Here is a 25,203-nt window from a genome sequence, read left to right on the forward strand (position 1 = left end):
TCTTTTCAAGAAAATATATGTTTACGGTGGACAAATTATTCTAAAAAAAAATAAGCTACTAATATTAGTAGCTTATTTAAACAAGTTTCTTTTTCTTACATCTCTCCAGCTTAATTCTCCTCTTTCTAATGCTTTTATAAATATTTCTGCAGACGCTAAATTCGTAGCAATTGGAACCTGATGTACATCACAAAGTCTAATAAGTGCTTGTATGTCTGGCTCATGTGATTGAGCAGTTAATGGATCTCTTAAGAAAATGACTAAATCCATGTTTTCTTCCGCTATTTTAGCTCCGATTTGTTGATCACCACCTAGTGGCCCTGATAAAAATCTATTTATATTAAGACCTGTAGCATCTTGTATTTTCTTGCCTGTAGTTCCAGTTGCATAAAGTGAATATTTCTTTAGTATATCTTTGTACGCAAGAGTAAAGTTTACCATTTCTTCTTTTTTATTATCATGGGCAATTAGTGCTATGTTCATCTGTTCATCTCCTTATCTTTAGATTAGATATTTAATCTAGAAAAGGGAACCCTAAGTGTTCCCTTTATCTCATCTTATCTTTTACCTTTTTTATAGGAATATTTGCAACTAATGCTGATGCAACTGATCCTTCTTCTTGATTTCTCGTCTTTGCCATTTTAAATTCTAACCCTTTTTCATCTATTTCTATATAGTCTGATATAACTCTTAATATGTCACTTTTAACCATTTCTAGAAAACTAGGAGAACAATTTGCTCTATCATGAACTAAAACTAGTTTTAACCTTTCTTTTGCAACATTTTTACTAGTTTTTGATTCATTTCCAAACATTTTAAATAAATCTAGCACATTTATCACCCCTATCTAGCAAGTCCAAATATTTTCTTTATTTTGCTTACGAAAGATTCTTGGGTATCTATATCTAGAAAAGGTACTTCTTCTCCCATTATTCTTTTGCATATGTTTTTATATGCTTGTCCTGCTACTGACTTACTATCAACAACTGCAGGTTCTCCTTTATTTGTAGATATAACTATGGACTCATCATCTGGAACAATTCCTATAAGATCTATTGCTAGTATATCTATTATATCGTCCATATTCATCATATCTCCACGTTTTACCATTTCTGGTCTTATTCTATTTATTACAAGTTTAGGGTTTTCTAGATCGTTAGCTTCTAGTAATCCTATAATTCTATCTGCATCTCTTACAGCTGAAATTTCTGGAGTTGTTACGACTATAGCTTTATCTGCTCCAGCTATTGCATTTTTAAAACCTTGCTCTATACCTGCTGGACAATCTATAAGAACATACTCAAATGATTCTCTCAAATCATCACATAGCTTTTTCATTTGATCTGGAGAAATAGCATTTTTATCTCTAGTTTGAGCAGCTGGTAATAAGTATAAATTTTCAAATCTTTTATCCTTTATTATAGCTTGCTTTAACCTGCAAGTCCCTTCTACGACATCTACAATGTCATATACTATTCTGTTTTCAAGTCCCATTACAACATCTAAGTTTCTAAGACCTATATCAGCATCTACAACAACTGTTTTTTTTCCAGCTAAACTTAGTGCTGTACCTAAGTTAGCAGTAGTAGTAGTTTTACCTACTCCACCTTTTCCTGATGTTATTACTATAACTTCGCTCATCTTCCTCCCCCATTCTTACTTAAATATGGTTCTATTATTATAGAATTGTTTTTTATATATGCTATTTCAGGTATATTAGGTTTATCAGCTTGATCCTCAGGTGCTATAGCTATTAAATTAGCTATTCTAAGTTGCATAGGATCTAAGTTGTATGCTGCTACAAATGCATCTTTATTTCCATTTGCTCCAGCATGTACAACTCCCCTTAAAGATCCCATTATAATTACATTCCCATATGCAACTACTTGTGCACCTGGATTTATATCTCCTATTATAACTACATTTCCTTTATATTCTACTTTACTTCCAGATCTTAAAGTAGTTTTTATAATTTTTGTGTTTCCTTCTTTTATCCCTTCAAACACCTTATCTTTTTCCTCTTCTTTATTTTCTACCCACTGCAATTTCAAATGTGTAGTTATTATATCTTTTAGCTCAATAATTTCAATATCTGTTAGTTCATCTGAATTTATAGATGAAATTTTTGCTCCATTAAAAAAGTTTTTACTTTTTTCTATCCTTTCGATAAGGTTGTTTTTTATTGTCTCAAAGTCATACCCTTGCTTTATATTTATAGATATACCGTTTTTGGTTCCCTTAAATTCTATTATATCTTTTCTAACACTTTTAAGCTCTATTACCTCACCTAAAGCCATAACTATGCCTCCAAAAGACTTATTATATATAAATTCTTCATATTTTTACTAAATCCTTCTTTATCTTTGTAATTGTTCTGTAAGATTTAGTATTTCTTTCTTATTTTCATTTTCTTCATCTTTGTTAAGTCCAAAATAAGCTGCCATTACATCTCTTGCTACTGGTGCTGCATATCCTCCTGATCCCCCTTGAAATAAAAGTACTGCAACCGCTATTTCAGGTTCATCATGTGGGGCATATGCTACATACCACGCAAAGTTATCATAGGTATCTTTAAATCTATTTATGTCATCATCACTCAAAGAAGGATTTAATGTTTTTATAGCTTTTCTTATATAGTAGTCTTCACTTCTTTTTTCTGTACTTTCTTTTTGCAATTTTTCTGCAAGTTCTAAAACATCTTTTTCTCTTACTCTAAAACTTGAAAGGTGAGAAAGGAGATATTGTTTTTCATCTTTAGCAGGTATTCTTCCACTTCTTTGTGCAGTACCAGTTTTACCACCTGTTTTTATAGGAAAATTAGCAAATACTCCTTTTGCAGTACCGATTTGAGTAACATCTAACATTCCTTGTTTTAGATAATTTAGATTGTTAGGGTCTTTTAAGCTTATTTTCTCAGAAATTCTTTCTATCCTTTGAACTTCTGACTTGTCTTGAGATACTACTCTATCTACTACTGTAACTTTATTTAAATATCCTCCATTTACCATTGTAGCTATGAAATTTGCCATTTGTAAAGGTGTATAGGCGTGCTGACCTTGTCCTATAGAAAGGTTAAATGTATCTCCTGTTTTCCAATCTGCTTGATTAAAATAACTATATTTTACTAAGTCTGCTATTTTATTTATTTCAGTTTCTTTCACTTTAAGGTCTGCAAGTCTTCTTATTATTTCTCCTCTTGAAGGGTTTTCTTCAGTCCAGCTTACTATTTCATCTATTCTTTTTTCGTATTCTTTTGTATTTTTACTTTGGGTTATATCTTCAAAAGAAAGTTTCATATCTCTTATCAACCTAGCTCTTAATGCCCTTTTTGTTACTCTTAACTTTTCATCTGGACTTGGTACTTTACCTGCTATTTCTTCTATTTGTATTCCTGTTCTTGAATCTAAACCAAACATTCTTGCATATCTTAAAACTTCTTCAACATTCATCTTAACAGGTAATGGCTTATTTTTACTGTAATCATAACCTGTACTTACAGAGTAAAAATAATAGTTACAAGATTCTTGTATTGCTTTAAACAAATCTGTATGCCCATGGCTTCCCTTTCTATCATTCCATATCCAACATCCAAACGACCTGTTCCCTAGCATTATATATCCTTTATCGTATATTGTATAATTAGGACTTAAACCATTTTCAACAGCTGCAAGCCCTGTTATCATCTTAAATGTAGATCCTGGCTGAACAGCTGTAAGTGTAGCTATATTGTAAAGAGGTTTTGGTGCTAGTGGGTCATTTGGGTTTTCAGGTAAAAGTTTATTCATATCTTCTCTACTAATTCCAGTTGCAAAAAGATTCGGATCATAATCAGGATAACTAGCTAATGCTAATACTTCTCCCGTTTTTACATCTAATGCAACTACTGCTCCTGAGTTTGCATTTTTATATACCTTATTCCCTCTTAATGTAACATTTCCAAATGGACTTTGATAAACTCCACCTGCTCTTATAGTTTCTAATACTTTTTTTAACGACTCTTCTGCAGCTTTTTGTACATCTAAATCTATAGTTAAATATACTGTATCTCCTGGAACTGGGTTTTGAGTTTCTATTCTTCTTACCAACCTTCCATGTGCATCAACTTGAACTTTCTTATATCCTTTTTTTCCCTGAAGAACATCTTCAAAAGTTCTTTCTATTCCTGTTTTACCTATCATATCAGTAATACTATATCCTCTTTGGTTTATATATCTTTCTATTTCTTCTTGTTGAGATATCTTACCAATCTGCCCTAGTATATGAGATGCTACATTCCCATTTGGATAATACCTTATAGGCTCTACTTCTATACCTACACCTCTAAGAGAAATTGCCATCTCCTCTATTTTTGCAACTGTATCTTTCGATACATCTAGGGCTATTTTTATAGGCTGATATTGAAGGTATCCTGTTGATAATAATAAATCTCTTACAACTAAAATTTTCCTAGCTTCATAATCACTCAAACTACTATCTATTTCAAAACGCTCTCTTAATCTTTCAAATGTTTCTTTTGCAGTAATATCTTCATCAGTTATTCTATACCTATAAAGCCATTCTCTTTTTTTAGCCTGTTCTGTAAACTCCCACGTAGATACCCTTATAGGAGGATAATATGCTTGTTCATTTAAAATTCTTTGAAGTTCAAATTTATCTGCATCTGGACTTGGACTTATTTTTCCTTCCTTTGTATATCTTTCTACTAAATAATAAAAACTTTGCTCTGCATTGTAATTTAAAGGAATCTCGTTTCTTTCTTTCCACTCCCTTATTGCTATATCATATGTGAAAATATACTCTCCATTTTCTATTATTATAGGAAACTCATCTATATACTTTTCGCCATTACGCTCTAGTATATCTATTAGTTTTTTAGCTGTTTGATTTATAGTATTTCTATCGATTTGATCTTTATAAATTTGTACTGTAAAAGAAGGCCTATTTCCTGCAAGTAATCTTCCATACCTATCTCTTATTTCTCCTCTTTGTGCTTCTATAGGTATTCTTTTGAAAACTTTATTCTCTGCCTGTGTTGCATATTCTTCACCTTTAATTGTAGTTATATATCCTAGTCTCAAAGTTATTATAGAAAGTATTATTATAAAAGCTAAATTCAAACCATCAAATCTATCTTCTATTTTTTTCTTTTTCATATTTATCACCGCTAAACACTTTCTATTATTTTTATAAATCTCTTTAAAGGCCTATAAAGTAATAGGCTAAATATTAAATTAAGTAGAGGAATAAGAAAAATTCCTCTATAAACAAACAAATACAAAGGCTTACCTGCTAAAAAATAACTACTCAATAAAAACTGTAAACTATTATCAAATATTGTCGAAAAAATAACCAAAACTAAAACTGTAAAAATATTTTCTTTAAATACCTTATCCTTTAGTATTCCTAAGACATAACCTACTACAAATAATATAAATGCATTTAGTCCTAAGAACTTACCTACAGATATATCTTTTATTATTCCAAGAATTAAACCTGTAAAAGCTCCTTGTTTTTTGTCTAGTGACAAAGAAACAAACACCATATATATTAATAAAAAATTTATTGAAACTTTAAATATATTCATATAGTTAAATATACTATTTTCAAGTATTAGTATAACTACCCCTAAGAGTAAAACTAGTAAATTTCTCATCATTTATCACCTATTAATTTATTTTTCGTGGTGGAACTACTAGTACTTTATCTAATTTTTTAAGATTTGCATAAGGTTTTACCTTTATATATTTTAATAAGTTATTTCTATCTTCTATAACTTTGTCTACCTGACCTATAGGTATTCCTTTTGGATATAATCCTACACCAGAAGTTATAAGTACATCTCCTGCTACAACTTCATATTTAGAATCAAATAAATAACCCTTTAGGTATCCTTCTTCAAATTCTTCACCTAAATCTATTGATATATTTTGACTTAATACTCCTGTATACTCTGACTTTCTAAGTATTTCAAAACTTACAGCAGTTTTATTGTTAAGTATTGACATTGCTTTTGAATAATTATTTGAAACTTCGTAAACAATACCTACTAGACCATCTCCTGATACAACTATACTATTTTTTGTAACCCCATCACTTTTTCCAGCTGCAATAGTAAAGCTTGTATACCAGTTTCCGTCATTTCTAGATACTACTTTAGCTCCTATATACTTTTTTTCATAAGGATCTTCAACAAAGTTTAAAGCTCTTCTAAGATTTGATAAACTTTCAAGTTCACTTCTTTTTAGATCTATTTCTATTATCTTTTGTCTTAGCTCTTGATTTTCCTTTTTCATATTGTCTATTATTTCTAGGTTTTTTTTGTAATTCATAATGCCTATTATATTTTTTTCTGCAACAGTAAATACTTTATTGACTCCTCTTGATATAGGAGATGAAATATCCATAATTAAACTAGATATAAAATTGTTTGTTCCTCTAAGTGAAGATATCCCTATAATTACAATTAGAGTGATAGCAATTAAAATAAATGCTATCACTTCTGTATTTGTTTTTTTCTTTTTTCTTTTCCTTCTACTCATACATATCACCTTTTGTTATGCATAAGAACTTTGTCAAAAATTTCTTTGTCTTCAACTGATTTTCCTGTACCTATCCCAACACAATCTAAAGGATTGTCGGCAACATGAACAGGCATTCCTGTTTCTTCCTTTATCAACCTATCAAGACCTCTTAAAAGAGCTCCTCCACCTGTTAACATAATTCCATTTTCTATTATATCTGCTGCAAGCTCTGGTGGCGTTTTTTCTAATGTAGCCTTTATTCCATCTACTATACTTGTTACTGGTTCTTTTAAAGCTTCCCTTATTTCGCTAGATGTTATTTCTATTGTTTTTGGAAGACCTGATATCAAATCTCTTCCTCTTATACTCATTTTTTCTTCTTTTTCGTATTTGAATGCTGATCCTATCTTTATCTTAACTTCTTCTGCAGTTCTTTCTCCTATCATTAAATTATATTCTTTTTTTACATAATTAACAATAGCTTCATCAAACTCGTCTCCACCAATTCTTATAGATTTTGCTGTAACTATTCCTCCTAAAGATATAACTGCTATCTCGCTTGTTCCTCCACCTATGTCTACTACCATATTTCCATCTGGCTCTTCAACTCTTATTCCAGCACCTATTGCAGCTGCCATAGGTTCTTCTATAAGGTAGGCATCTCTTGCTCCAGCCTGTTTAGCTGCTTCTTCTATAGCTCTTTTTTCTACCTCTGTAACTCCATAAGGAACACAAACAGCAATTCTTGGACTTATTAGCGACTTTTTAGGATATGCCTTTTTTATGAAATATCTAAGCATGCTTTGTGTTATATCAAAATCTGCTATAACTCCATCTTTCATAGGTCTTATAGCAATTATATTTCCAGGAGTTCTCCCTATCATACGCTTAGCTTCTTCTCCAACTGCTAAAACCTCTTTATTATCATCTCTTACTGCAACAACAGATGGTTCTCTTAAAACTATTCCTTTTCCTCTTACATATACTAAAGTATTTGCTGTACCTAAATCTATTCCCATATCTTTAGATATTACTCCAAACAAATTCATTTTCTTAGGCTTTAGTTTCATCATCTCTTCTCCTTCCTACATTAAAGTTTTCTCTTTAAAACTAAAGTAAATTCCATCACCAAATATTATATGATCTATAACCTCTATACCTAATATTTTCCCACCTTCTACAAGCCTATTAGTAATAAGTATATCTTCTTTGCTCGGCTCAGGATTTCCAGACGGGTGATTATGTACAAGAATTATCTTGTTTGAACTTCTTTTTATAGCTTCTATAAATACCTCTCTTGGATGAACGATAGATGAATTTAAAGATCCAACTGAAATTTCTACATCATTTATTATTTCATTTTTTGTATTTAACAAAAGTATTTTGAATATTTCTTTTTTGAGGTATCTAAAATCTTCCATATATATATTTGCTATACCTTCTGGTGAAGTGATCTTAAATTTGTCCATTTTACAAGATTTAGCTACTCGTCTTCCAAGCTCTAATGCTGCAATTATTTGACATGCCTTTGCTGTTCCTATTCCTTTTATCTGACTCATTTCTTCAACCGTTATAGAAGCTAAACTTTTTATACCTTCTTTTTCTTTATTTATTATATAGTTAGCAAGCTCTAACGCTGACATATCTTTTGTTCCGGTTCTAAGAAGTATTGCTAATAACTCTGCATTAGATAAATATTTAGCTCCTTTTAAAACCATTTTTTCTCTGGGTCTTTCTTCCTTTACTAAATTCTTTATAGTCATTTTAGGAATATTCGACACAATAAGCCCTCCTAAATTTTATATAATATTTATATCAAAATGTCTATATAAAATTTCATCTAATGTTCCTATTGGAAGGCCTACGACATTAAAATAATCTCCTTCTATTTTTTCTACAAGTAAAGCTCCAAATCCTTGTATCCCATAGGCTCCTGCCTTGTCTAGTGGTTCTTTAGTTTGTATATATCTATTTATTTTGTTATCGTCTAACTCTTTCATCTTAACATTTGTAGATACACAGTCAACTATTTTTTTATTGTCTGAAAGTCTTATTATGCTTATTCCTGTCATAACAGTGTGATATTTCCCGGACAATTTTTTCAACATCTCATATGCCTGTTTTTCATCTTCTGGTTTTCCTAATATCTCATTTTGGCATACTACTATAGTATCTGCCCCTATTACTATATCATCTTTATCAACCTTTGAAGCTACATCTAATGCTTTCTGAAGTGATATGCTAGTTGCTACTACTTTTGGATCTTCTCCTTTATTTATAGTTTCTTTTATATCACTCTTTAGCACTTTGAAATCTATTTTTAAATTAGAAAGCAATTCCATTCTTCTAGGTGAAGATGATGCTAATACTATACCCATTTTATTCACCTCTACTTTTTTACCATAGTATAGTTTACCACTTACTAAAATAAAATACAATAAGGTGTGGAAGTTACCACACCTTATATATTTACCTTATTACTCAAAATTTATAGCTTGTTTAGGACATTTTTTAACACATTCTAAGCATCCTACACACTTTTGCTCGTTTACTTTGTGTTTTGATTTAAGCTCACCTTCTATTGCATCTACTGGACATTTTTTCTTACATATTGTGCATCCTATGCATTTTTGATCATCTATTGTAGCCTTTTTTCTTTTATTTATATCTCCACTAATAGCATTAGTTGGGCATTTCTCAACACATATCATACACTGAGTACATTTTGAATAATCTATTTGAGCTAAATTATTTTCAAAAGTTATTGCCTCAAAAGGACAAGATTTAACACATAATTTACAACCTATACAACCAACACTACACTTTGATTTTACATCTTTACCAAATTCTTTACTATTACATTCTACTATTACATCTTGATCATATGGTGCCCATCTAATTACTGCTTTTGGACATACTTCTATGCACTTTCCGCAAGATACACACTTATCTTTGTGTATAACAGCTATTGAATCTTGTATTGTTATTGCTCCGAATTGACATACATTAACACAAGTTCCAAATCCTAAACATCCATACTGACATGACTTTGGCCCTGCTAATATCATAGTTGCTGCCCTACAATCTTTTATTCCTTCATATTGTGCTTTATCTTTCGTGTTATTGCACGTTCCTTTGCATATTACTTTTGCTATTTTTCTTTCTCCAACTTGTGCTCTTATTCCCATAATGTCTCCTATTTTATCAGCTAAATCCGATCCGCCAACTGGACAAGCTGTTATAGGAGCATCCCCATTTACTATTGCAACTGCAAGTCCGCTACACCCAGGATAACCACAACCTCCACAATTTGCTCCTGGTAAAACTTCATTTATTTTTTCTACTCTAGGGTCTACCTCTACTGCAAACTTTTTCGATGCATAAGCAAGCCCACTTCCAAATAAAAGGCCCATAGCACCTAGACTTATTACTGAATTTAATATTAAGCTAGACATTGTCTCACCTCACTTTACTTGACTAATCCTGTAAATCCTAAAAATGCTATTGACATAAGTCCTGCACTAATTAAAGCTATAGGAAATCCTTTAAACAATTCAGGTACATCTGCAATTTCAAGTCTTTCTCTTATTCCTGCAAATAATACTATCGCAAGAGTAAAACCTATAGCTGCACCTATGCCGTGAAATATTGTTTCTATTAAATTGAAATCACTTTGAATATTTAAAATAGCAACACCTAAAACAGCACAGTTAGTAGTTATAAGTGGTAGATACACTCCTAGTGCTTGGTATAACGTTGGACTTACCTTTTGTATTACCATTTCTACAAACTGAACTAATGAAGCTATAACTAATATAAATGCTATTGTCTGTAAAAACTCTATTCCTAAAAATACAAGCAATTTTTGAACAAAATAAGTTATTATAGATGCAAGTGTCATAACAAACGTAACAGCCATTCCCATTCCTAAAGATGTTTCTACCTTTTTTGAAACTCCAAGAAATGGACATATCCCCAAAAATCTAGACAAAACGAAGTTATTAACGAGTATAGAACTTAATAATATTACAAATATGTTTCCCATACATTAAACCTCCTAACTAGCTTTCTTAACAGATATTTTATTAAAGATTGCAAGTAAAAGACCTAAAGCTAAAAACGCTCCTGGAGGTAAAATCATTATTAAAGCAGGTTTATATACATTTGGCATTAAGTTTATTCCAAATACAGATCCAGCTCCTAAAAGTTCTCTTACAGCTCCTAATATAGTCAAGGAGATCGTAAATCCTATACCCATTCCAATTCCGTCAAATATAGATGGAATAGGTGTATTCTTTGAAGCAAAACTTTCTGCTCTTGCTAATATCAAACAGTTAACTACTATTAACGGAATGAATATTCCAAGCGATCTATCAAGTGCTGGCAAGTATGCCTTAAGTAACATTCCTACCATAGTTACAAATGTAGCTATTACTACTATAAATGCTGGTATTCTTATTTTTGAAGGTATTAGTTTTCTAATAAGAGATATTACAAAGTTTGAACAAAGTAAAACAGTAGTTGTTGCAAGGCCCATTCCCATTCCATTTTGTGCTGATGTTGTAACAGCAAGAGTTGGACACATTCCTAATACATGAACAAATATAGGATTTTCTTTTACTATTCCATTTTTTACCAATTTAAACAAACTCATTTAAACACCTCCTGGCTACTTTAAAACTTCATTAAATATTCTAATAGATTCATTAACTCCATCAGTAACTGCCTGTGAAGTTATAGTAGCTCCAGCTATGGATATTACTTCATCTTCTTTTGGTATTCCACTTTTTATAACCTCTATATTTTCATTTGCTTTCTTGTTTTTATACTGACCTTTAAACTCCTCTTCACTAGCTTTTGCTCCTAGACCAGGTGTTTCGCTATGATTTCCTATATTAACCCCATGGATAGTTCCATCTATTCCTATACCAACTATAACTTCAATTTCTCCTGAATAACCTTTTGGAGTAGTTTTTATTGTATAGCCTACAACATCATTACCATTTAATCCTTTATATATCTCCTTAACTAATGAAGATTGTATATCTATATCAACCTTTTCAAATTCATTAGCTCCTGGCAATACTTCTTGACGAGCAAGATTATTTGCTTCTTGAGCTTGTCTTTGAATATAAGGTAAAGTTAAGTTGTTTGTAAAACCTAAAACTACACCAGATATAGATGTTATTATTAAAAGAATTACTCCAAGCTTTAAAATATCTTTCATTATTTTGATACCTCCCCAAAAACTCTAGGATTAGTATATTTATCTATAAGAGGAGTTGCTACATTCATTAACAATATAGAATAAGATACTCCTTCTGGATATCCACCATAAAATCTTATTACTGTTGTTAAGATACCACATCCTATTGCATATATTATTTGTCCTTTTTTAGTCATTGGAGAAGACGCATAATCAGTTGCCATATAAAAAGCACCTATCATAAGTCCACCTGCAAACAAGTGATAAACAACTATATTAAAATCAAAACCACCTAATAAAAATGTTAAAACTGCTACAGTACCTATATAGTAAGTAGGTATCTCATAAGTAATTACCTTTCTATATAAAAGATATATTCCTCCTATTATTAACGCTAATGCTGATGTTTCCCCTACACATCCACCTATATTTCCTATAAATAAGTCAAATATGCTTGGTAAATTTTCTGATGTTTTAAGCATTGCTAAAGGTGTAGCTGTAGAAACTGCATCAACTCCAGGTGTTACCCAATTGGTCATTTCAACCGGCCAAGACGCTAAAAGCATTGCACGAGCTGCTAAAGCTGGATTCATAAAGTTATGCCCTAATCCTCCAAATAATTGTTTTACAACACTAATTGCAAAAACTGAACCTACAAAAGGTATCCACCAAGGTGCTGAAGCAGGAACATTAAAAGCAACTAAAAGACCTGTTATAACTGCAGAATAATCATTTATAGTAATCTCTTTTCCCATAAGCTTTTGTATTAGTGCTTCAGTTAATACAGCTCCTATTACTCCAGATAATATAGCTATTAAAGCTCCTAATCTAAAATAATACAAAGATAATACTGTTGCTGGAATAAGTGCTATTACAACATCCCTCATTATTATAGATACATCTTCATTTGATCTTAAATGAGGAGAAGATGAGATTATAAATTTTGTATCCATTACCCTTCCTCCTTACTACTTACTTTGCTTTCTTTTTTTAGCTATTATTTCTCTTTTAGCAACTCTAATAGATTGAAGAAGCGGTCGTTTTGATGGACATATAAACGAACAAGATCCGCACTCTATACAATCTAAAGCTTTATATTCTTCTGATTTATCAAAATTGTATTTTAAAGAATGTGCACTTATATAAAGTGGTTGAAGATTTGCAGGGCATATATACACACATTTACCACATCTTATGCAACTTTTACTTTTAGGAATAGTCGCTTCTTTTTTATTTAGGCAAAGTATACCAGAAGCACCCTTTATAACAGGAACATCTAATGTATACTGCGCAAGCCCCATCATAGGTCCTCCCATTATAACTTTTCCAACTTCTTCTTTAAATCCTCCACACTCATCGATTATATCTTTAAACAAAGTTCCTATCTTTATAATCAAATTTTGAGGATTTTTAATACAACTTCCTGTAACTGTTGTTACCCTTTCTATAAGAGGCATTCCTGTTTTTATAGTTTTCGCTATTTGTGCCGCTGTTCCTACATTATTTACAACAACACCAACATCCATAGGAAGTCCTCCTGATGGAACTTCTTTTTTTATACAAGCATATATTAGTTGCTTTTCTGCTCCTTGAGGATATTTTGTTTTAAGAGGAACAACCTCAATATTTTTTTCATCCTTAACAGCTTTTTTCATAGCTTCTATTGCATCCATTTTATTGTCTTCTATACCTATATATCCTTTATTAACATCTAAAACTTTCATTATAGCTTTCAATCCGTATACTATATCTTCTGAGTTTTCAAGCATTATTCTGTGATCTGCTGTCAAATATGGTTCACATTCTGCTCCATTTAATATAACCGTATCTATTTTTTTCTCTTTTGGTGGTGAAAGTTTTACATGAGTTGGAAAACCTGCTCCCCCCATACCAACTATTCCACCTTCTTTTATTATTTCTAATATTTCTTCTTTAGTTAGAGTTTGTATATCTCCTTTACTTTTTACACTTTCATGTATTTCATTCTTGAAATCGTTTTCAATTATTATGCACAAAGTGTTACCCCCAGGAGTTGGATGTTCCTTTATGGCTTTTACTTTTCCAGATATAGATGAATGAACTGGTGCTGAAACAAATCCTTGAGGCTGACCTATTTTTTGACCTACCTTTACTGTATCTCCAACATTTACAATCGGAGTACATGCAGCTCCTATATGTTGCTGAAGTGGAATATATGCAACTTTAGGATCACTAGCTCTTTTTATAGGTATGTGTTCTGTATACTTTTTTCTATGTGGTGGGTGAACTCCTCCTCTAAATGTAGAAAACATAATATAAGTTTACCTCCTTGTATATTTATTCATTAAGATCTATTTAGAAAATATAATTATTTTAATTACTGTATAATATAGTATACTACAGACTTTCCAAAAAGTCCTTTAAATTATTTTTTTAACATTTTCTGTAAAGTTTATTCAAAAAAAAAGAGCCCTTAAGCTCCTTCTTTTAAACTTTCAATGAATTTTGCGTAATCAAATACACAATTTATGTATAATTTTTCACAAGAAAACATATCCTTTTTTTCAATATATTCTTGTATCAAGTCATTTTTTTCTCTAATATTGTTAATGAATATTAACAAATTATCTCGAAGCTTACTTGTTTCATTATTGTCAATTTCTATATTCTTTATACTATTTTCAAGATTATTTAGTATTTTTTTTCTTTCGTCTATAATCTTCGTGTAGTCATCGTTATTTGCTTTTCCTTCCTTGTGCATATACCAAAAGTTAGATTCTTGTTTAAAGTTATCTAAAATTTGACTTATTTGCTCTCCTATTTGCTTTAAATAAGAGTGCTCTTTGTCATAAGCTAAGCTAACGGCTGGAATTTTTCTACTAACTAAGAAAGCATCTGAATAGTTTTCTCTTATCCCATCTAATAAAGCTCTAGTATGTTCTTTGTCCATAAATATGTAGCTGTTTATTTTATTTATGCCGTCTTGTTTTATTATAAAATTAGCTACTTGATTTTCTTCTAAGTCCCTTTGTACTATAACAGCTTGACCCTCATCTGATAATGCTCCTACCTGTATTGAATATACATCTAGTGATTTTATTACGTATGTGTTATTATTTGAAAATGAGCCTATTGGATTTTTGTAAGCTATTTTTTTATGAAGACTAAGAGAAACTATAACTAGAACCACTGGCAAAAACAATAATATCCATATTTTTGGTATTTTGTAATTTTTTCTTCTTCTCATTCGTTCTCCCCCACTTTACTATTTTTTATACAATTTATATAATATTCTTATATAAATTATTACTATTTGAAAGAGGTATATATTATGAATAATTTAGTTCGACAAATATATCTAAATAAATTGAATGAAATCGAAAGCAGAATACCTGTAAAAATTAGAAAACACCCTATTCAAAAATTAAATGATCTGAATAAATTCGATGATATATTATCTGAAAAATCTATAACTATATCTAATCCAACACCAAATACTTTAACAGAATATAAAAAAGATATAAGCGATATTGATACAATTATTAAACAAGCATCTTTAGAATATAACATTGATGAAAACCTAATTAAATCTATTATAAAAGTTGAATCTAACTTTAATCCTAATGCTACATCTCCAAAAGGAGCTATGGGGCTTATGCAACTTATGCCTTTGACTGCTGAGTATCTAGGAGTTAAAGATCCATATGATATTAAAGAAAATATATTTGCTGGAACAAGATATCTAAAATCTCTTATCAATAGATATGATGATCTATCTTTAGCTTTAGCTTCATATAACGCTGGGCCTGGGAATGTTGACAGATATAAAGGAATACCACCTTTTAGAGAAACTCAAAATTATGTCCAGAAAGTTTTAAGTTACTACAACAGTAAAGTTTTTGATTAGTATAAGTTTTCATTAAAAGAAAAAAGTGAGCTAATGCTCACTTTTTTAGTATAATAATAAGATTCCTATTATATTTATTTTGTTAGTATCTTTGTAGTCTATTTCAATGGAGATATTTTTTAGTGTTTTAGTTAAGTTTATCCCTACAGACTCTGGAGAAAATCTCCTAAGGTGAGGTTTTTTACATATGTCTTCACATTTTTCACACTCATTACAAGATCCTGCTCTTAACAAATGAGCAAAATGATATCCTTGATTAAATGCTGCTTTTTCTATCTGAATCATCTTCTTAAATGATTCTTTTCTTAAAATATCCCAAGAATCATTTATATCGCTATTTTCACTTATATTGCATTTTTCTATTAAAATTAAAGCCTTTTCGTATTCTTTTAATATTTTTCTAAACTCATCTATACTTATTATATTCGGAGGACAATTTAATCTTTTCCCAAAGTCTTTGCATCCGTAAGCACATTTTAGGTAAACTCTATTTTCAACAACTATATCGTCAACTTTTATAACATGTGCATCTATATTATACTTTTTTGATATATCTAATATACTATGCATTTTTCACCTCTTTATACAAAAATAAGAAGTAGATAATTCTACTCCTTATCAATTTGGTGCAGGAGGCGGGACTTGAACCCGCACGAGAATACTCTCACTACCCCCTCAAGATAGCGTGTCTGCCATTCCACCACTCCTGCATATCTACTCTATAATTTTAAATTATTTTACATTTTAAGTCAATATATTTTTAAGGGTAGAAAAATCTACCCTTATTAATCAGTTATCAAATATAAATTTTCAATTCCATTATATATATTAAAATGTGTAGAATTTAAATTGCCTTTTATATTTTTATTTAAAACTACATGAGAATCTTTTAATACCAAACCTATATAAGGTATATTGTCTTTTACGTGTTTTTGAACCTGTCTATAATTTTTAATTTTTTCTTGTTCAGTCGTTGACTGTCTAAGATTTGATAGTAATTCATTTATTTTTTCGTCACTGTAGTTAATCAAACTTTCTCTTCCTTGAAACATAAATGAAACATCCGGAATTGTCGGGAGTGTCCATCCCAGTAAAGCTAGATCATAATTTCCAGAATTTATCATATGATTTATTCCTTCTTCGTCTACCTCTATTATTTCAACTTCTACACCTATCTGTTTTAAAGATTCCTTTATAACATAGGCAATTTTTAGCCTTGTAGTTTCTTTTTTGTTTACTAAAAGTTTTAGGTTAATATCCTCAAATTCTGTAATTTTTATATACTCCCTAGCCTTATCTATATCATAGTCATAATCAGACATTGCTTTATCATAGTATTTAGATTCAGGATAAATTGGTAAGGATACCATCTTTCCTTTATTTAAATATATATCATTTAAGATCTTATTTTTATTTATTGAGTAAGCTAGCGCTTTTCTGAAATTGATATCCTTAATATATTCGCTATTAAAATTTAGCGCTAAAAATTCATAGTCTCTTCCTGTATAATCATGTATATTAAACGTTGAAGAAGGAAATTTTCCACTTATAACTTCATCTGCTTTGTTTATATGAGTTTCAAATGATAAAAGCATATTTTCTTGAGATTCTGTATCTGGAACTATCAAAATATTTATTTCATCTATATAGGGCTTTTTTGAATAATAATCTTCATTTCTAATTAATTTTATATATCTTCTTTTTTCATAGCCAGCTACTTTATACATTCCATTTCCTATTAGACTGTTTCCGTCTACAATTTCTATATGTCTAGGAATTATAGGAAAAATTAAATTTTCAACTGCAAATGCATAAGGCTTTGTAAATATTATTTCTAAGTTTTTGTTATCTATTATGTTTACATTTTGTATATTTTCTACCATAAAGCTATAAGGACTATTATTTTTCTTTAAAAACTCGATTGTAAATTTAACATCTTCTGATGTTAAATTTGCTCCATCATGCCATTTTATATTATCTTTTAAGGTTATATTTAATTTAGTATTATAATTTGAAAGTTCATAACCGTTTACAAGTTTTGGAACTATATTGTAATTTTCATCTAACGTAAATAAGCTATCGTAAATCAATTTCAAAGCATGATCTAATGATTTATCATTATTCAAAAGAGGATTTAAATTATCAAATCTAGTGACAGATATATTTATACTTCCTCCTTTTTTAGGAGATTTTTCCTCATTTATCTGTTGTATATTTTCTTGTTCATTTTCTACACTTGCACATCCAAATAGCAAGGATATAGATAAAATCAACAACACTATAAACTTAACACTTTTCATATTATTCTCCTCTTCCTTGGTACAGCTTTTTGTAAATAGTAAAACTTTCTTTTACTTTTTTTACGTATTCTTTTGTTTCTTTAAAAGGTATATTAGTTAAATTAATTCCATTATAACTATACCTTTCATCTGTTAGCCATCTATCTACATTACCAGATCCTCCATTATAAGCTGCAATAACAAGGTCTAAATCATTAAATTGATTAAATAGTTTATTTAAATACCAACAGCCTATATGTATATTAGTTTTAGGATCATATATGTTTACCTTTGTTTTATTTAGTTCTTCTTTTGCCCAATTTTCTGTTATAGGTGCTATTTGCATAAGCCCTTTAGCTCCTTTTCTAGACTTTGCATACGGAAAGAATTTGCTTTCTGTTCTTATTATTGCAAATACTAGATAAGGGTCGAGATTATATTCTTTAGAATATTCGTATACATACTCATGATAATGAATAGGATACATAACCTTTAATAAAAATTTATTATTTAATATGAAAAATACTAATATAATTATTATCACAAATATCCATAAAGAATATTTTTTTTTATACATCATAAAAGTTTTATACTCCTTCCAAATATGCTAAAAACATTTCTACATCGTCTTTTAGTTTGTCTATTGTATATGAATTATCTATTATGTAGTCTGCATATTTTTTCTTTTCTTCAACACTCATCTGAGCTTTTATTCTTTGTTTTGCTTCTTCTTTAGTAATATTATCTCTATTCATTATCCTTTTTACCTGAATATCATAATTACATATTATCAAAAGTACAAAATCTACCATATAAGTAAGATTAGCTTCTATAAGAAGCGGAGCATCCAAAAAGATTTTATCGATATTTTTTTCCCTATAATAATCTATCTTGTCTTTTATCGCTTTTTTTATTTTAGGATGAGTTATAGCGTTTAATTTTCTTAACTTTTCATCATCAGAGAAAACTATACTTGCTAATTTTTTTCTATCTATATCTTTATTTTCATCTAATATTTCTTCTCCAAAAAATTGTATTACTTCAAAAAATGCATCCGTTCCTTTATTTAATATTTCTTTTGCTATCTTATCTGCATCTATTATTTTAAATCCCTTTTCTATAAGTAAATTAGATACTGTGCTTTTTCCACTTCCAATCGAACCTGTAAGACCTATTACCTTCATATTATCCACCTACTTTGTATCGTACCAAGATTTTCCTAAGTTTAAATCTATACTTAAAGGAACTTTTAACTCAAGTGCATTCATCATTTCTTCTTTTAATATAGTTGTTACTTTTTCTATTTCATCTTCTAATACTTCAACTATCAATTCATCGTGAACTTGAAGAATTAATTTCGATTTTAAGTTATTCTCTTTTAACCTTCTATAAACATTTACCATAGCTACTTTTATTATATCTGCAGCACTTCCTTGGATAGGCGTATTCATAGCAAGTCGTTTTCCTAAGTTTTGAACTACAAAATTTTTAGAATTTATCTCTGGAATATATCTTCTTCTATTTAAAATTGTAGTAACATATCCATCTTTTTTAGATTTTTGTATAATATTGTCCATATATTCTTTTACTTTTGAATATTTTTCAAAATAGCTGTCTATATATTCTTTTGCCTTTTTTACAGATATATTTAGGTTCTGAGAAAGACCAAAATCGCTTATTCCATAAACTATCCCAAAATTAACTGCTTTAGCAGCATCTCTCATTTGTCTTGTTACTTTATCTATTTCTATGTTAAATACCTTAGATGCTGTCATAGTATGAATATCTTCTCCTTTTAAGAATGCATCTATTAGATTATCATCTTCAGATATATGAGCTAATACTCTAAGCTCTATTTGAGAATAGTCTGCATCTAACAGTTTATATCCTTCTTCTGATATAAATACTTTTCTTAAATTTCTTCCCAATTCTAATCTTATAGGTATATTCTGAAGATTAGGTTCAGTAGAAGATATTCTTCCAGTACTTGTTATAGTTTGATTAAATGAAGAGTGTATTCTTCCTGTTTTTGTATTAACTATGTTAAGTAAACCGTCTACATATGTTGTTTTTAATTTAGTTATCTGCCTATATTCAGAAATTTTTTCTATTATAGGATGATATTTTTTAAGACTTTCTAAAACCTCACTATCTGTTGAGTATCCTGTTTTTGTCTTTTTTATTACTGGAAGGTTTAATTTTTCAAAAAGAATTATCCCAAGCTGTTTAGGAGAGTTTATATTAAACTTTTCTGAAGCTAAATCATATATATCATTTTCTAGCTTTTGTATTATTTTTGTATATTCATCATCTAATTCTTTTAGTTTTTGTATATCTATTTTAAATCCTTCATATTCCATAGAGCCTAAAACTTGTACTAAAGGCATTTCTACTTCAAAAAATAATTTATCCATATTGTAATTGTATATTTTTTCTTCCATAGGCTGTCTTACATTTATAACTAAGTTTAAAATATCTGCAAAATATTTTTTCAATAGGTCTTCATCTATCTGCTCATATTTTTTGATATTTTTTCCTTTTCCAAGTAATTCTTCTTCTGATTGTATTTTTTTTCCTAGATATTTTGCACTTATTTGGTCATGAGTATAGTTAGAATTCGTTGTATCTATTAAGTATTCAGCAATTTTTATATCAAAATTTAGATTACTCATTTCTATTTCATAAGGTCTTAAGTTTATATAGTCTTGTTTTAAATCATATCCATATTTTTTTATATCATCTGATGTGAATATTTCTTTCATTTTAAGTATTGTTGCTTCTTGATTTGTATAGTATATGTTTTCTCCATCTAAAGTAATAAATAAGTATATTATATTTTTATCAATTAGATTTGAATCTTTCTTTACAGTCTTTAGTGCAAAATATTTTTCTTTTTTTATTTTGTTTATTAATTCATCTATATTTTCATCTATACTTAATAGATTTAAGTTTGTATCTTTGCTTTCTTCTTGTGGTTTTAGTTTCGATATTAAAGAGTTAAATCCATACTCATTAAATAAATCTAACACTTTCTTTGTGTCATATTCACATACTTTTAAATCTTGTATATCTATATCTAAAGGTATATCCCTTACTATGGTTGCTAGTTTTTTACTCATTATTGCATCTTGAAAATGTTGTTCTATTTTAGTTTTTATACTTTTGCTAAGTTTTTCTGTGTTTTGTAGTATATTTTCAATACTTTCGAATTCTTTTAAAAGTTTTATTCCAGTTTTTTCTCCTATACCAGCAACTCCTGGTATATTGTCAGATTTATCTCCCATAAGTCCTTTAAGATCAATGAATTGTTTAGGTGTTAACTCATATTTTTTTAAAACCTCATCATAATCATAACTTTCTAGATCTGTAAGACCCTTTTTAGTTATTAAAACAGTAGTATTTTCAGATGCTAATTGTATAGCATCCTTATCTCCTGTAACAATAATAACCTTAAGCCCTTTTTCTTCTCCTATTTTAGATATAGTCCCTATTATATCATCGGCTTCAAAGCCCTCTATTTCTAATCTATGGATTTTAAGAGCATCTAATAATTCCTTTAAAGGCTCAATTTGCTCTAATAATTCACTAGGCATTTTTTTTCTTCCTAGCTTATATTCCTTATACTCTATATGTCTAAAAGTTGGTGCCTTTTTGTCAAATGCAACACTTATATACTCAGGTTTATATTCATTTAATATCTTAAACAACATATTAGTAAATCCATATATAGCATTAGTATGAAGACCATTTTTATTCATAAGATCTGGCAAAGCATAAAAAGCTCTATTTACAAGACTATTTCCATCTATAATAACAAGTGTTTTTTTCATAATTAACAACTCCTGATTATATTTTTCTTTTGCGTATTAGCTAACCTAGATTATAACAGAAAAATCCCTACCTAAAAAGGCCATTAAATTACATTTTTTTCTTGAAATTTCTTACCATTTATGCTAATATACATATGTATCGCCGGTGTGCTGGAATGGCAGACGGGGCGGACTCAAAATCCGTTGGTAGCAATACCGTGTGGGTTCAAGTCCCACCACCGGCACCAAATATTTGACTTCATAACACCCCTTTATGGGGTTTTTTTTATTGATTCTATAATAAATGTTGGATTGTATGAAAGTCCGTATATCCAACATTTATTTTTATATTCAAAATACATCCAGGTTATAACTGGTGGTATTTTAAATACAAAACATGGCATATCATTTAGATATACCATGTTCTTAATAATTATTATATGTTTACAGTTGTTTTTTTATCTATCCTTTCAATTCTTATTAAAAGCCCTAACTTACTACTACTTTATTCTCTATAAATCCTTCAAAACTATCAATATCTTCAAATGCTACTTCATTACCTAGAGCCTCAAAGTGTCTCTTTCCGCATTTAATTTTAGCACTCTCTGTTGGTCTTAGTGCATCAAACATAGTATTAGCCTTGGTTTCCAATACAAAGTAGAGTTTATCTTTACCATCTACGTCAATTAGTACCGCCCAGTCTGGATTATAGCTGCCTAATGGAGTAGGTATAGTAAACCAACTCGGAAGTTTTGCATATAACTTAATACTTTTGTTGTTCTCAAAGCTTTTAGCAAAGCTTTCTTCGTTAGCGCTATCATATACAACATATTCGTATACTGACTTTTTACTTTCTATCATGTTTTTGTTCAGGTAGCCAGTAAGCTCCTCACTTTCAAAGAGTTCTTGTGCGTAATATTCGTCGTTACCTATCTTCGTGTATTTTATGCCATCAACTATCATTAACCTCATTTTAGCAGTGATAATTTGCGCTACCTGCTCCATATACTTTTGAGGGTTCTTCTTAAAAAGGTGCAGAGTCTTGCTTCTTATCAGTATCTCCACAATGGTTTTTCTGGTTAAATTGGTTTCATTTTGAAGATAAGCAATAATATCAGGCAAATTTTCCCGCTGGTTATCCAATGCAACAGCATATCTATCTGATTCTTCCGCCACAACACCGCCGGCACTAATATCAAGTCCTGCTTTCGTATATATAAGCTTTGGTGAACTTATAAATAAGCTTTTCTGCATCTCTCTACAACATTCATCGATTAGCTTTTCACTATCAAAATCAACAGAATAGGTAGTTTTGTATTTTATCCTATCCCATAGCTCTTTAAACTCAGGGTCAAGGTAGACCTGTTTATTTAGTTTAATGGTCTTTTTATCTCTATTATTTTTGATATTAAGCCCACTACATACTTTTCTAGTAAGTTCCGTAATCTCTGTTTTTACAGATTCATATTCTTCTGGTACAACTAAACTATTGTCTTTTATAGCAACCTTCAGCTTGTCTTGTACTTTACCATCTTCATCAATATATCCATTATCTAAAAATCCTTTAAATATAGCCTCAGAAGCTTTCTGTCCTAAATACTTTATGCTTCCATCCTCTTGTTTTACCGGAATATTGGCAAATAAATGAGTTTCAATAATGCCAAATCTTATGCCGCTTTCAGTTTCATATTCTTTCTGTAGAGCCTCTGCAAATTCCTCATAGCTTTCATTAGCTATAACTGTCAAGGTATTGATAAATGAGCCATACTGACGCTCTCCATCCTGATTTACACAAAGGCGTAAGCCACGGCCAATCTCCTGTCTCTTTTTAACCTCGCTCTTAGTTTCATTTAATGTACATATCTGAAACACATTGGGGTTATCCCAGCCTTCACGAAGAGCTGAGTGAGAGAAAATAAATCTAAGTTTGGTGTCAAAAGATAAGAGCTGTTCCTTGTCCTTCATAATCAAGTTATAAGCATCTTCGTCAGCTTGTGTTTTACCGCTGGTGTCCTTTAATACTGAGTCTTTATCAGTTGATTTCGCACCTTTTTTATCTGTAGAAAAATAGCCATTATGTACTTCTTCGGCAGCAGTATCTAAATCAATATCCTTAAACAGGGTATTATACTTAGGCCGTCTTATCAAATCATTATAGTGCTTTTCAAAAAGCTGTGCATATATACCCTTCTGAGGATTTCCATCTTCATCATAGTAGCGATAATTTGCCACACGGTCTATAAAGAACAAACTTAAAACTTTTATTCCTAGCTTATTTAATACAAGTTCTTTATTTAAGTGTTCCTCTATAGTCTTTCTAATTTGTTGTTCTTTTATGGCTATATCGTCCACATCTCCTAAAGGTTTACCTATACGCAGAATATCTGGCTTGCTTGTAAAGGCAACATATTCATTTCCTTCTTCACAATAAATCTCACTAACAATATATCCTTCATAGACATCGCGCCCTCCGGATTTATCATAAAGGTCATCTCCACATCTGACTGTTACTGGTTTTCGCTTAACCACACCTTTTCTATCTTTGACATCCATCTCTATTCTTGCTGTTATAGGAGATTTCTTATTGTTTACAGATAAAAGCTTCAAGTATGCCTTATTGTGGTAGTCTTTAGTTGCAAATCCCGCAACTTCTATCTGCTTTACCAAACCTAAATTATAACTATCTACTGCATCTAGTTTGTAAACTAAATTATGCTTTTCTACATGGGTTGCAGAGTAACGTAATGTACATAAAGGATTAAGGGACTTTATAGCCTCTTTGGCCTTAGGAGTAGTGTCTACCGATTGTGGCTCATCTATAATAACAATAGGTCTAGTTTCCTGAATAAGCTCAATAGGCTTCATACCGTTTAACTTATCGTTTGTTCTATGAATGATGTTAGCCTTGGTTTCCTTGCTAGGGTCTGTAAAGCTCCTTCTAAAGGCATCTATGTTGATAACCATTATCTCTATATTATTGCTTACGGCAAAGCTTCTAACCTGTTCAAGATTGCTACTGTCATATATAAAGTAATTATAAATTGTATTATCATATAATTCCTTAAAATGTTCCTCTGTAATCTGTAAGGTATTATACACACCTTCTTTAATGGCAATACTGGGAACAACAATAATAAACTTGGAAAACCCATAGTTTTTATGGAGTTCAAAGATGGTCCTTAAGTAAACATAAGTCTTTCCAGTACCCGTTTCCATCTCTATATCAAAATCATACTCGCTGGCTTTTAGAAACTTTGTCTGTGGCAGGCCATTCCTAAGCTGGACTTCTTGCAAATTTTTAAGAATCTCTTCTTCATCCAGTTCAAGCCTGTTGCCTATACCGTTTTCTGTATCAAACAGGCCTATTTGTCCATTATAAGCTGATACGGTAAAATTAGTATGCATAGGCGTTTGGCCTCTAAACAAATCCACAACGGAAGCTATGGCCTGCTGTTGATATTCTAAGTTTCTATCAAATTTCAACTTCATTTTAGACCATACC

Annotated in this window: 24 protein-coding genes and 2 tRNA genes; 2 read left to right on the forward strand and 24 right to left on the reverse strand. The window is 30.2% G+C overall.

Going from position 1 to position 25,203, the window contains the following annotated elements; genetic code table 11:
* Positions 1–72: 72 nt before the first annotated feature.
* From mgsA to JWYL7_RS06375, 17 genes are all read right to left on the reverse strand, one after another.
* Positions 73–483 (reverse strand): methylglyoxal synthase, encoded by a 411-nt coding sequence (mgsA, locus tag JWYL7_RS06295; protein ID WP_066070542.1) that lies wholly within the window; start codon positions 481–483, stop codon positions 73–75.
* Positions 484–547: 64 nt separating this feature from the next.
* Positions 548–832, reverse strand: coding sequence for a cell division topological specificity factor MinE (minE, locus tag JWYL7_RS06300; protein WP_066070545.1), 285 nt, complete (start codon positions 830–832; stop codon positions 548–550).
* Positions 833–843: 11 nt separating this feature from the next.
* Positions 844–1,641 (reverse strand): septum site-determining protein MinD, encoded by a 798-nt coding sequence (minD, locus tag JWYL7_RS06305; protein ID WP_066070547.1) that lies wholly within the window; start codon positions 1,639–1,641, stop codon positions 844–846.
* Positions 1,638–2,297: a septum site-determining protein MinC gene (gene minC / locus JWYL7_RS06310; protein ID WP_066070549.1), complete on the reverse strand. Its 660-nt coding sequence runs from the start codon at positions 2,295–2,297 to the stop codon at positions 1,638–1,640. The genes minD and minC overlap by 4 nt, the downstream gene beginning before the upstream one ends.
* Before the next feature lie 60 nt (positions 2,298–2,357).
* Positions 2,358–5,153 (reverse strand): penicillin-binding transpeptidase domain-containing protein, encoded by a 2,796-nt coding sequence (locus JWYL7_RS06315; protein ID WP_066072425.1) that lies wholly within the window; start codon positions 5,151–5,153, stop codon positions 2,358–2,360.
* An 11-nt stretch (positions 5,154–5,164) separates the two neighbouring features.
* The gene (mreD, locus tag JWYL7_RS06320) at positions 5,165–5,653 is read right to left on the reverse strand and encodes a rod shape-determining protein MreD (protein ID WP_066070552.1); all 489 of its coding nucleotides are present in this window, start codon (positions 5,651–5,653) and stop codon (positions 5,165–5,167) included.
* A 13-nt stretch (positions 5,654–5,666) separates the two neighbouring features.
* Positions 5,667–6,539 (reverse strand): rod shape-determining protein MreC, encoded by an 873-nt coding sequence (gene mreC, locus JWYL7_RS06325; protein WP_066070555.1) that lies wholly within the window; start codon positions 6,537–6,539, stop codon positions 5,667–5,669.
* Between the two features lie 5 nt (positions 6,540–6,544).
* Complete coding sequence (locus JWYL7_RS06330) at positions 6,545–7,591, reverse strand: rod shape-determining protein (protein ID WP_334292124.1); 1,047 nt, start codon at positions 7,589–7,591, stop codon at positions 6,545–6,547.
* A 15-nt stretch (positions 7,592–7,606) separates the two neighbouring features.
* Positions 7,607–8,284 carry a RadC family protein gene (gene radC / locus JWYL7_RS06335; protein WP_066072427.1) on the reverse strand — a complete coding sequence of 226 codons (678 nt, stop codon included), beginning with the start codon at positions 8,282–8,284 and terminating at the stop codon, positions 7,607–7,609.
* Positions 8,285–8,320: 36 nt separating this feature from the next.
* A complete protein-coding gene (locus JWYL7_RS06340) occupies positions 8,321–8,899 on the reverse strand; it encodes a nucleoside triphosphate pyrophosphatase (protein ID WP_066070561.1) in 579 nt (192 codons plus the stop codon).
* A gap of 99 nt (positions 8,900–8,998) precedes the next feature.
* Positions 8,999–9,976, reverse strand: a complete 978-nt coding sequence (gene rnfB / locus JWYL7_RS06345; protein WP_066070564.1) for an RnfABCDGE type electron transport complex subunit B — start codon at positions 9,974–9,976, stop codon at positions 8,999–9,001.
* Positions 9,977–9,990: 14 nt separating this feature from the next.
* Positions 9,991–10,566, reverse strand: coding sequence for an electron transport complex subunit RsxA (rsxA, locus tag JWYL7_RS06350; RefSeq protein WP_066070569.1), 576 nt, complete (start codon positions 10,564–10,566; stop codon positions 9,991–9,993).
* A 12-nt stretch (positions 10,567–10,578) separates the two neighbouring features.
* Positions 10,579–11,175: an electron transport complex subunit RsxE gene (rsxE, locus tag JWYL7_RS06355; RefSeq protein ID WP_066070573.1), complete on the reverse strand. Its 597-nt coding sequence runs from the start codon at positions 11,173–11,175 to the stop codon at positions 10,579–10,581.
* Between the two features lie 15 nt (positions 11,176–11,190).
* Positions 11,191–11,748, reverse strand: coding sequence for an RnfABCDGE type electron transport complex subunit G (locus JWYL7_RS06360; RefSeq protein WP_066070575.1), 558 nt, complete (start codon positions 11,746–11,748; stop codon positions 11,191–11,193).
* Positions 11,748–12,680 carry an RnfABCDGE type electron transport complex subunit D gene (locus JWYL7_RS06365; RefSeq protein ID WP_066070578.1) on the reverse strand — a complete coding sequence of 311 codons (933 nt, stop codon included), beginning with the start codon at positions 12,678–12,680 and terminating at the stop codon, positions 11,748–11,750. Before JWYL7_RS06365 ends, JWYL7_RS06360 begins: the two co-directional genes overlap by 1 nt.
* Before the next feature lie 15 nt (positions 12,681–12,695).
* The gene (gene rsxC, locus JWYL7_RS06370; protein WP_149683693.1) at positions 12,696–14,021 is read right to left on the reverse strand and encodes an electron transport complex subunit RsxC; all 1,326 of its coding nucleotides are present in this window, start codon (positions 14,019–14,021) and stop codon (positions 12,696–12,698) included.
* 158 nt (positions 14,022–14,179) lie between these two features.
* Complete coding sequence (locus JWYL7_RS06375) at positions 14,180–14,953, reverse strand: SPOR domain-containing protein (protein ID WP_066070585.1); 774 nt, start codon at positions 14,951–14,953, stop codon at positions 14,180–14,182.
* Positions 14,954–15,037: 84 nt separating this feature from the next.
* On the opposite strand from JWYL7_RS06375, the gene JWYL7_RS06380 reads away from it, so the two are divergent.
* Entirely contained in the window at positions 15,038–15,613 is a 576-nt protein-coding gene (locus JWYL7_RS06380; RefSeq protein WP_066070588.1) for a lytic transglycosylase domain-containing protein, read from the forward strand.
* Positions 15,614–15,658: 45 nt separating this feature from the next.
* Here the strand turns inward: JWYL7_RS06380 and JWYL7_RS06385 are convergent, their stop codons facing one another.
* The 6 genes from JWYL7_RS06385 to polA all read right to left on the reverse strand — a co-directional run bounded on the left by JWYL7_RS06385 (position 15,659) and on the right by polA (position 21,722).
* Positions 15,659–16,183, reverse strand: a complete 525-nt coding sequence (locus JWYL7_RS06385) for a DUF2284 domain-containing protein (RefSeq protein WP_066070591.1) — start codon at positions 16,181–16,183, stop codon at positions 15,659–15,661.
* Between the two features lie 54 nt (positions 16,184–16,237).
* A tRNA-Leu gene (locus JWYL7_RS06390) sits at positions 16,238–16,323 on the reverse strand.
* Between the two features lie 75 nt (positions 16,324–16,398).
* Entirely contained in the window at positions 16,399–17,913 is a 1,515-nt protein-coding gene (locus JWYL7_RS06395; protein ID WP_066070594.1) for an ABC transporter substrate-binding protein, read from the reverse strand.
* Between the two features lies 1 nt (position 17,914).
* Positions 17,915–18,436, reverse strand: a complete 522-nt coding sequence (locus tag JWYL7_RS06400; RefSeq protein WP_331722117.1) for a lytic transglycosylase domain-containing protein — start codon at positions 18,434–18,436, stop codon at positions 17,915–17,917.
* A 43-nt stretch (positions 18,437–18,479) separates the two neighbouring features.
* Entirely contained in the window at positions 18,480–19,076 is a 597-nt protein-coding gene (coaE, locus tag JWYL7_RS06405; protein WP_066070599.1) for a dephospho-CoA kinase, read from the reverse strand.
* Between the two features lie 9 nt (positions 19,077–19,085).
* Positions 19,086–21,722, reverse strand: a complete 2,637-nt coding sequence (polA, locus tag JWYL7_RS06410; RefSeq protein WP_066070603.1) for a DNA polymerase I — start codon at positions 21,720–21,722, stop codon at positions 19,086–19,088.
* Between the two features lie 141 nt (positions 21,723–21,863).
* Between polA and JWYL7_RS06415 the strand changes: the two genes are divergently transcribed.
* Positions 21,864–21,949, forward strand: a tRNA-Leu gene (locus JWYL7_RS06415).
* Positions 21,950–22,190: 241 nt separating this feature from the next.
* Here JWYL7_RS06415 and JWYL7_RS06420 read toward each other — a convergent pair.
* Entirely contained in the window at positions 22,191–25,190 is a 3,000-nt protein-coding gene (locus JWYL7_RS06420) for a type III restriction-modification system endonuclease (RefSeq protein WP_066070606.1), read from the reverse strand.
* Between the last annotated feature and the right edge of the window lie 13 nt (positions 25,191–25,203).

It is taken from the genome of Alkalithermobacter thermoalcaliphilus JW-YL-7 = DSM 7308 (assembly GCA_001584565.1).
GTDB classification, from domain to species: domain Bacteria; phylum Bacillota; class Clostridia; order Peptostreptococcales; family Peptostreptococcaceae; genus Alkalithermobacter; species Alkalithermobacter thermoalcaliphilus.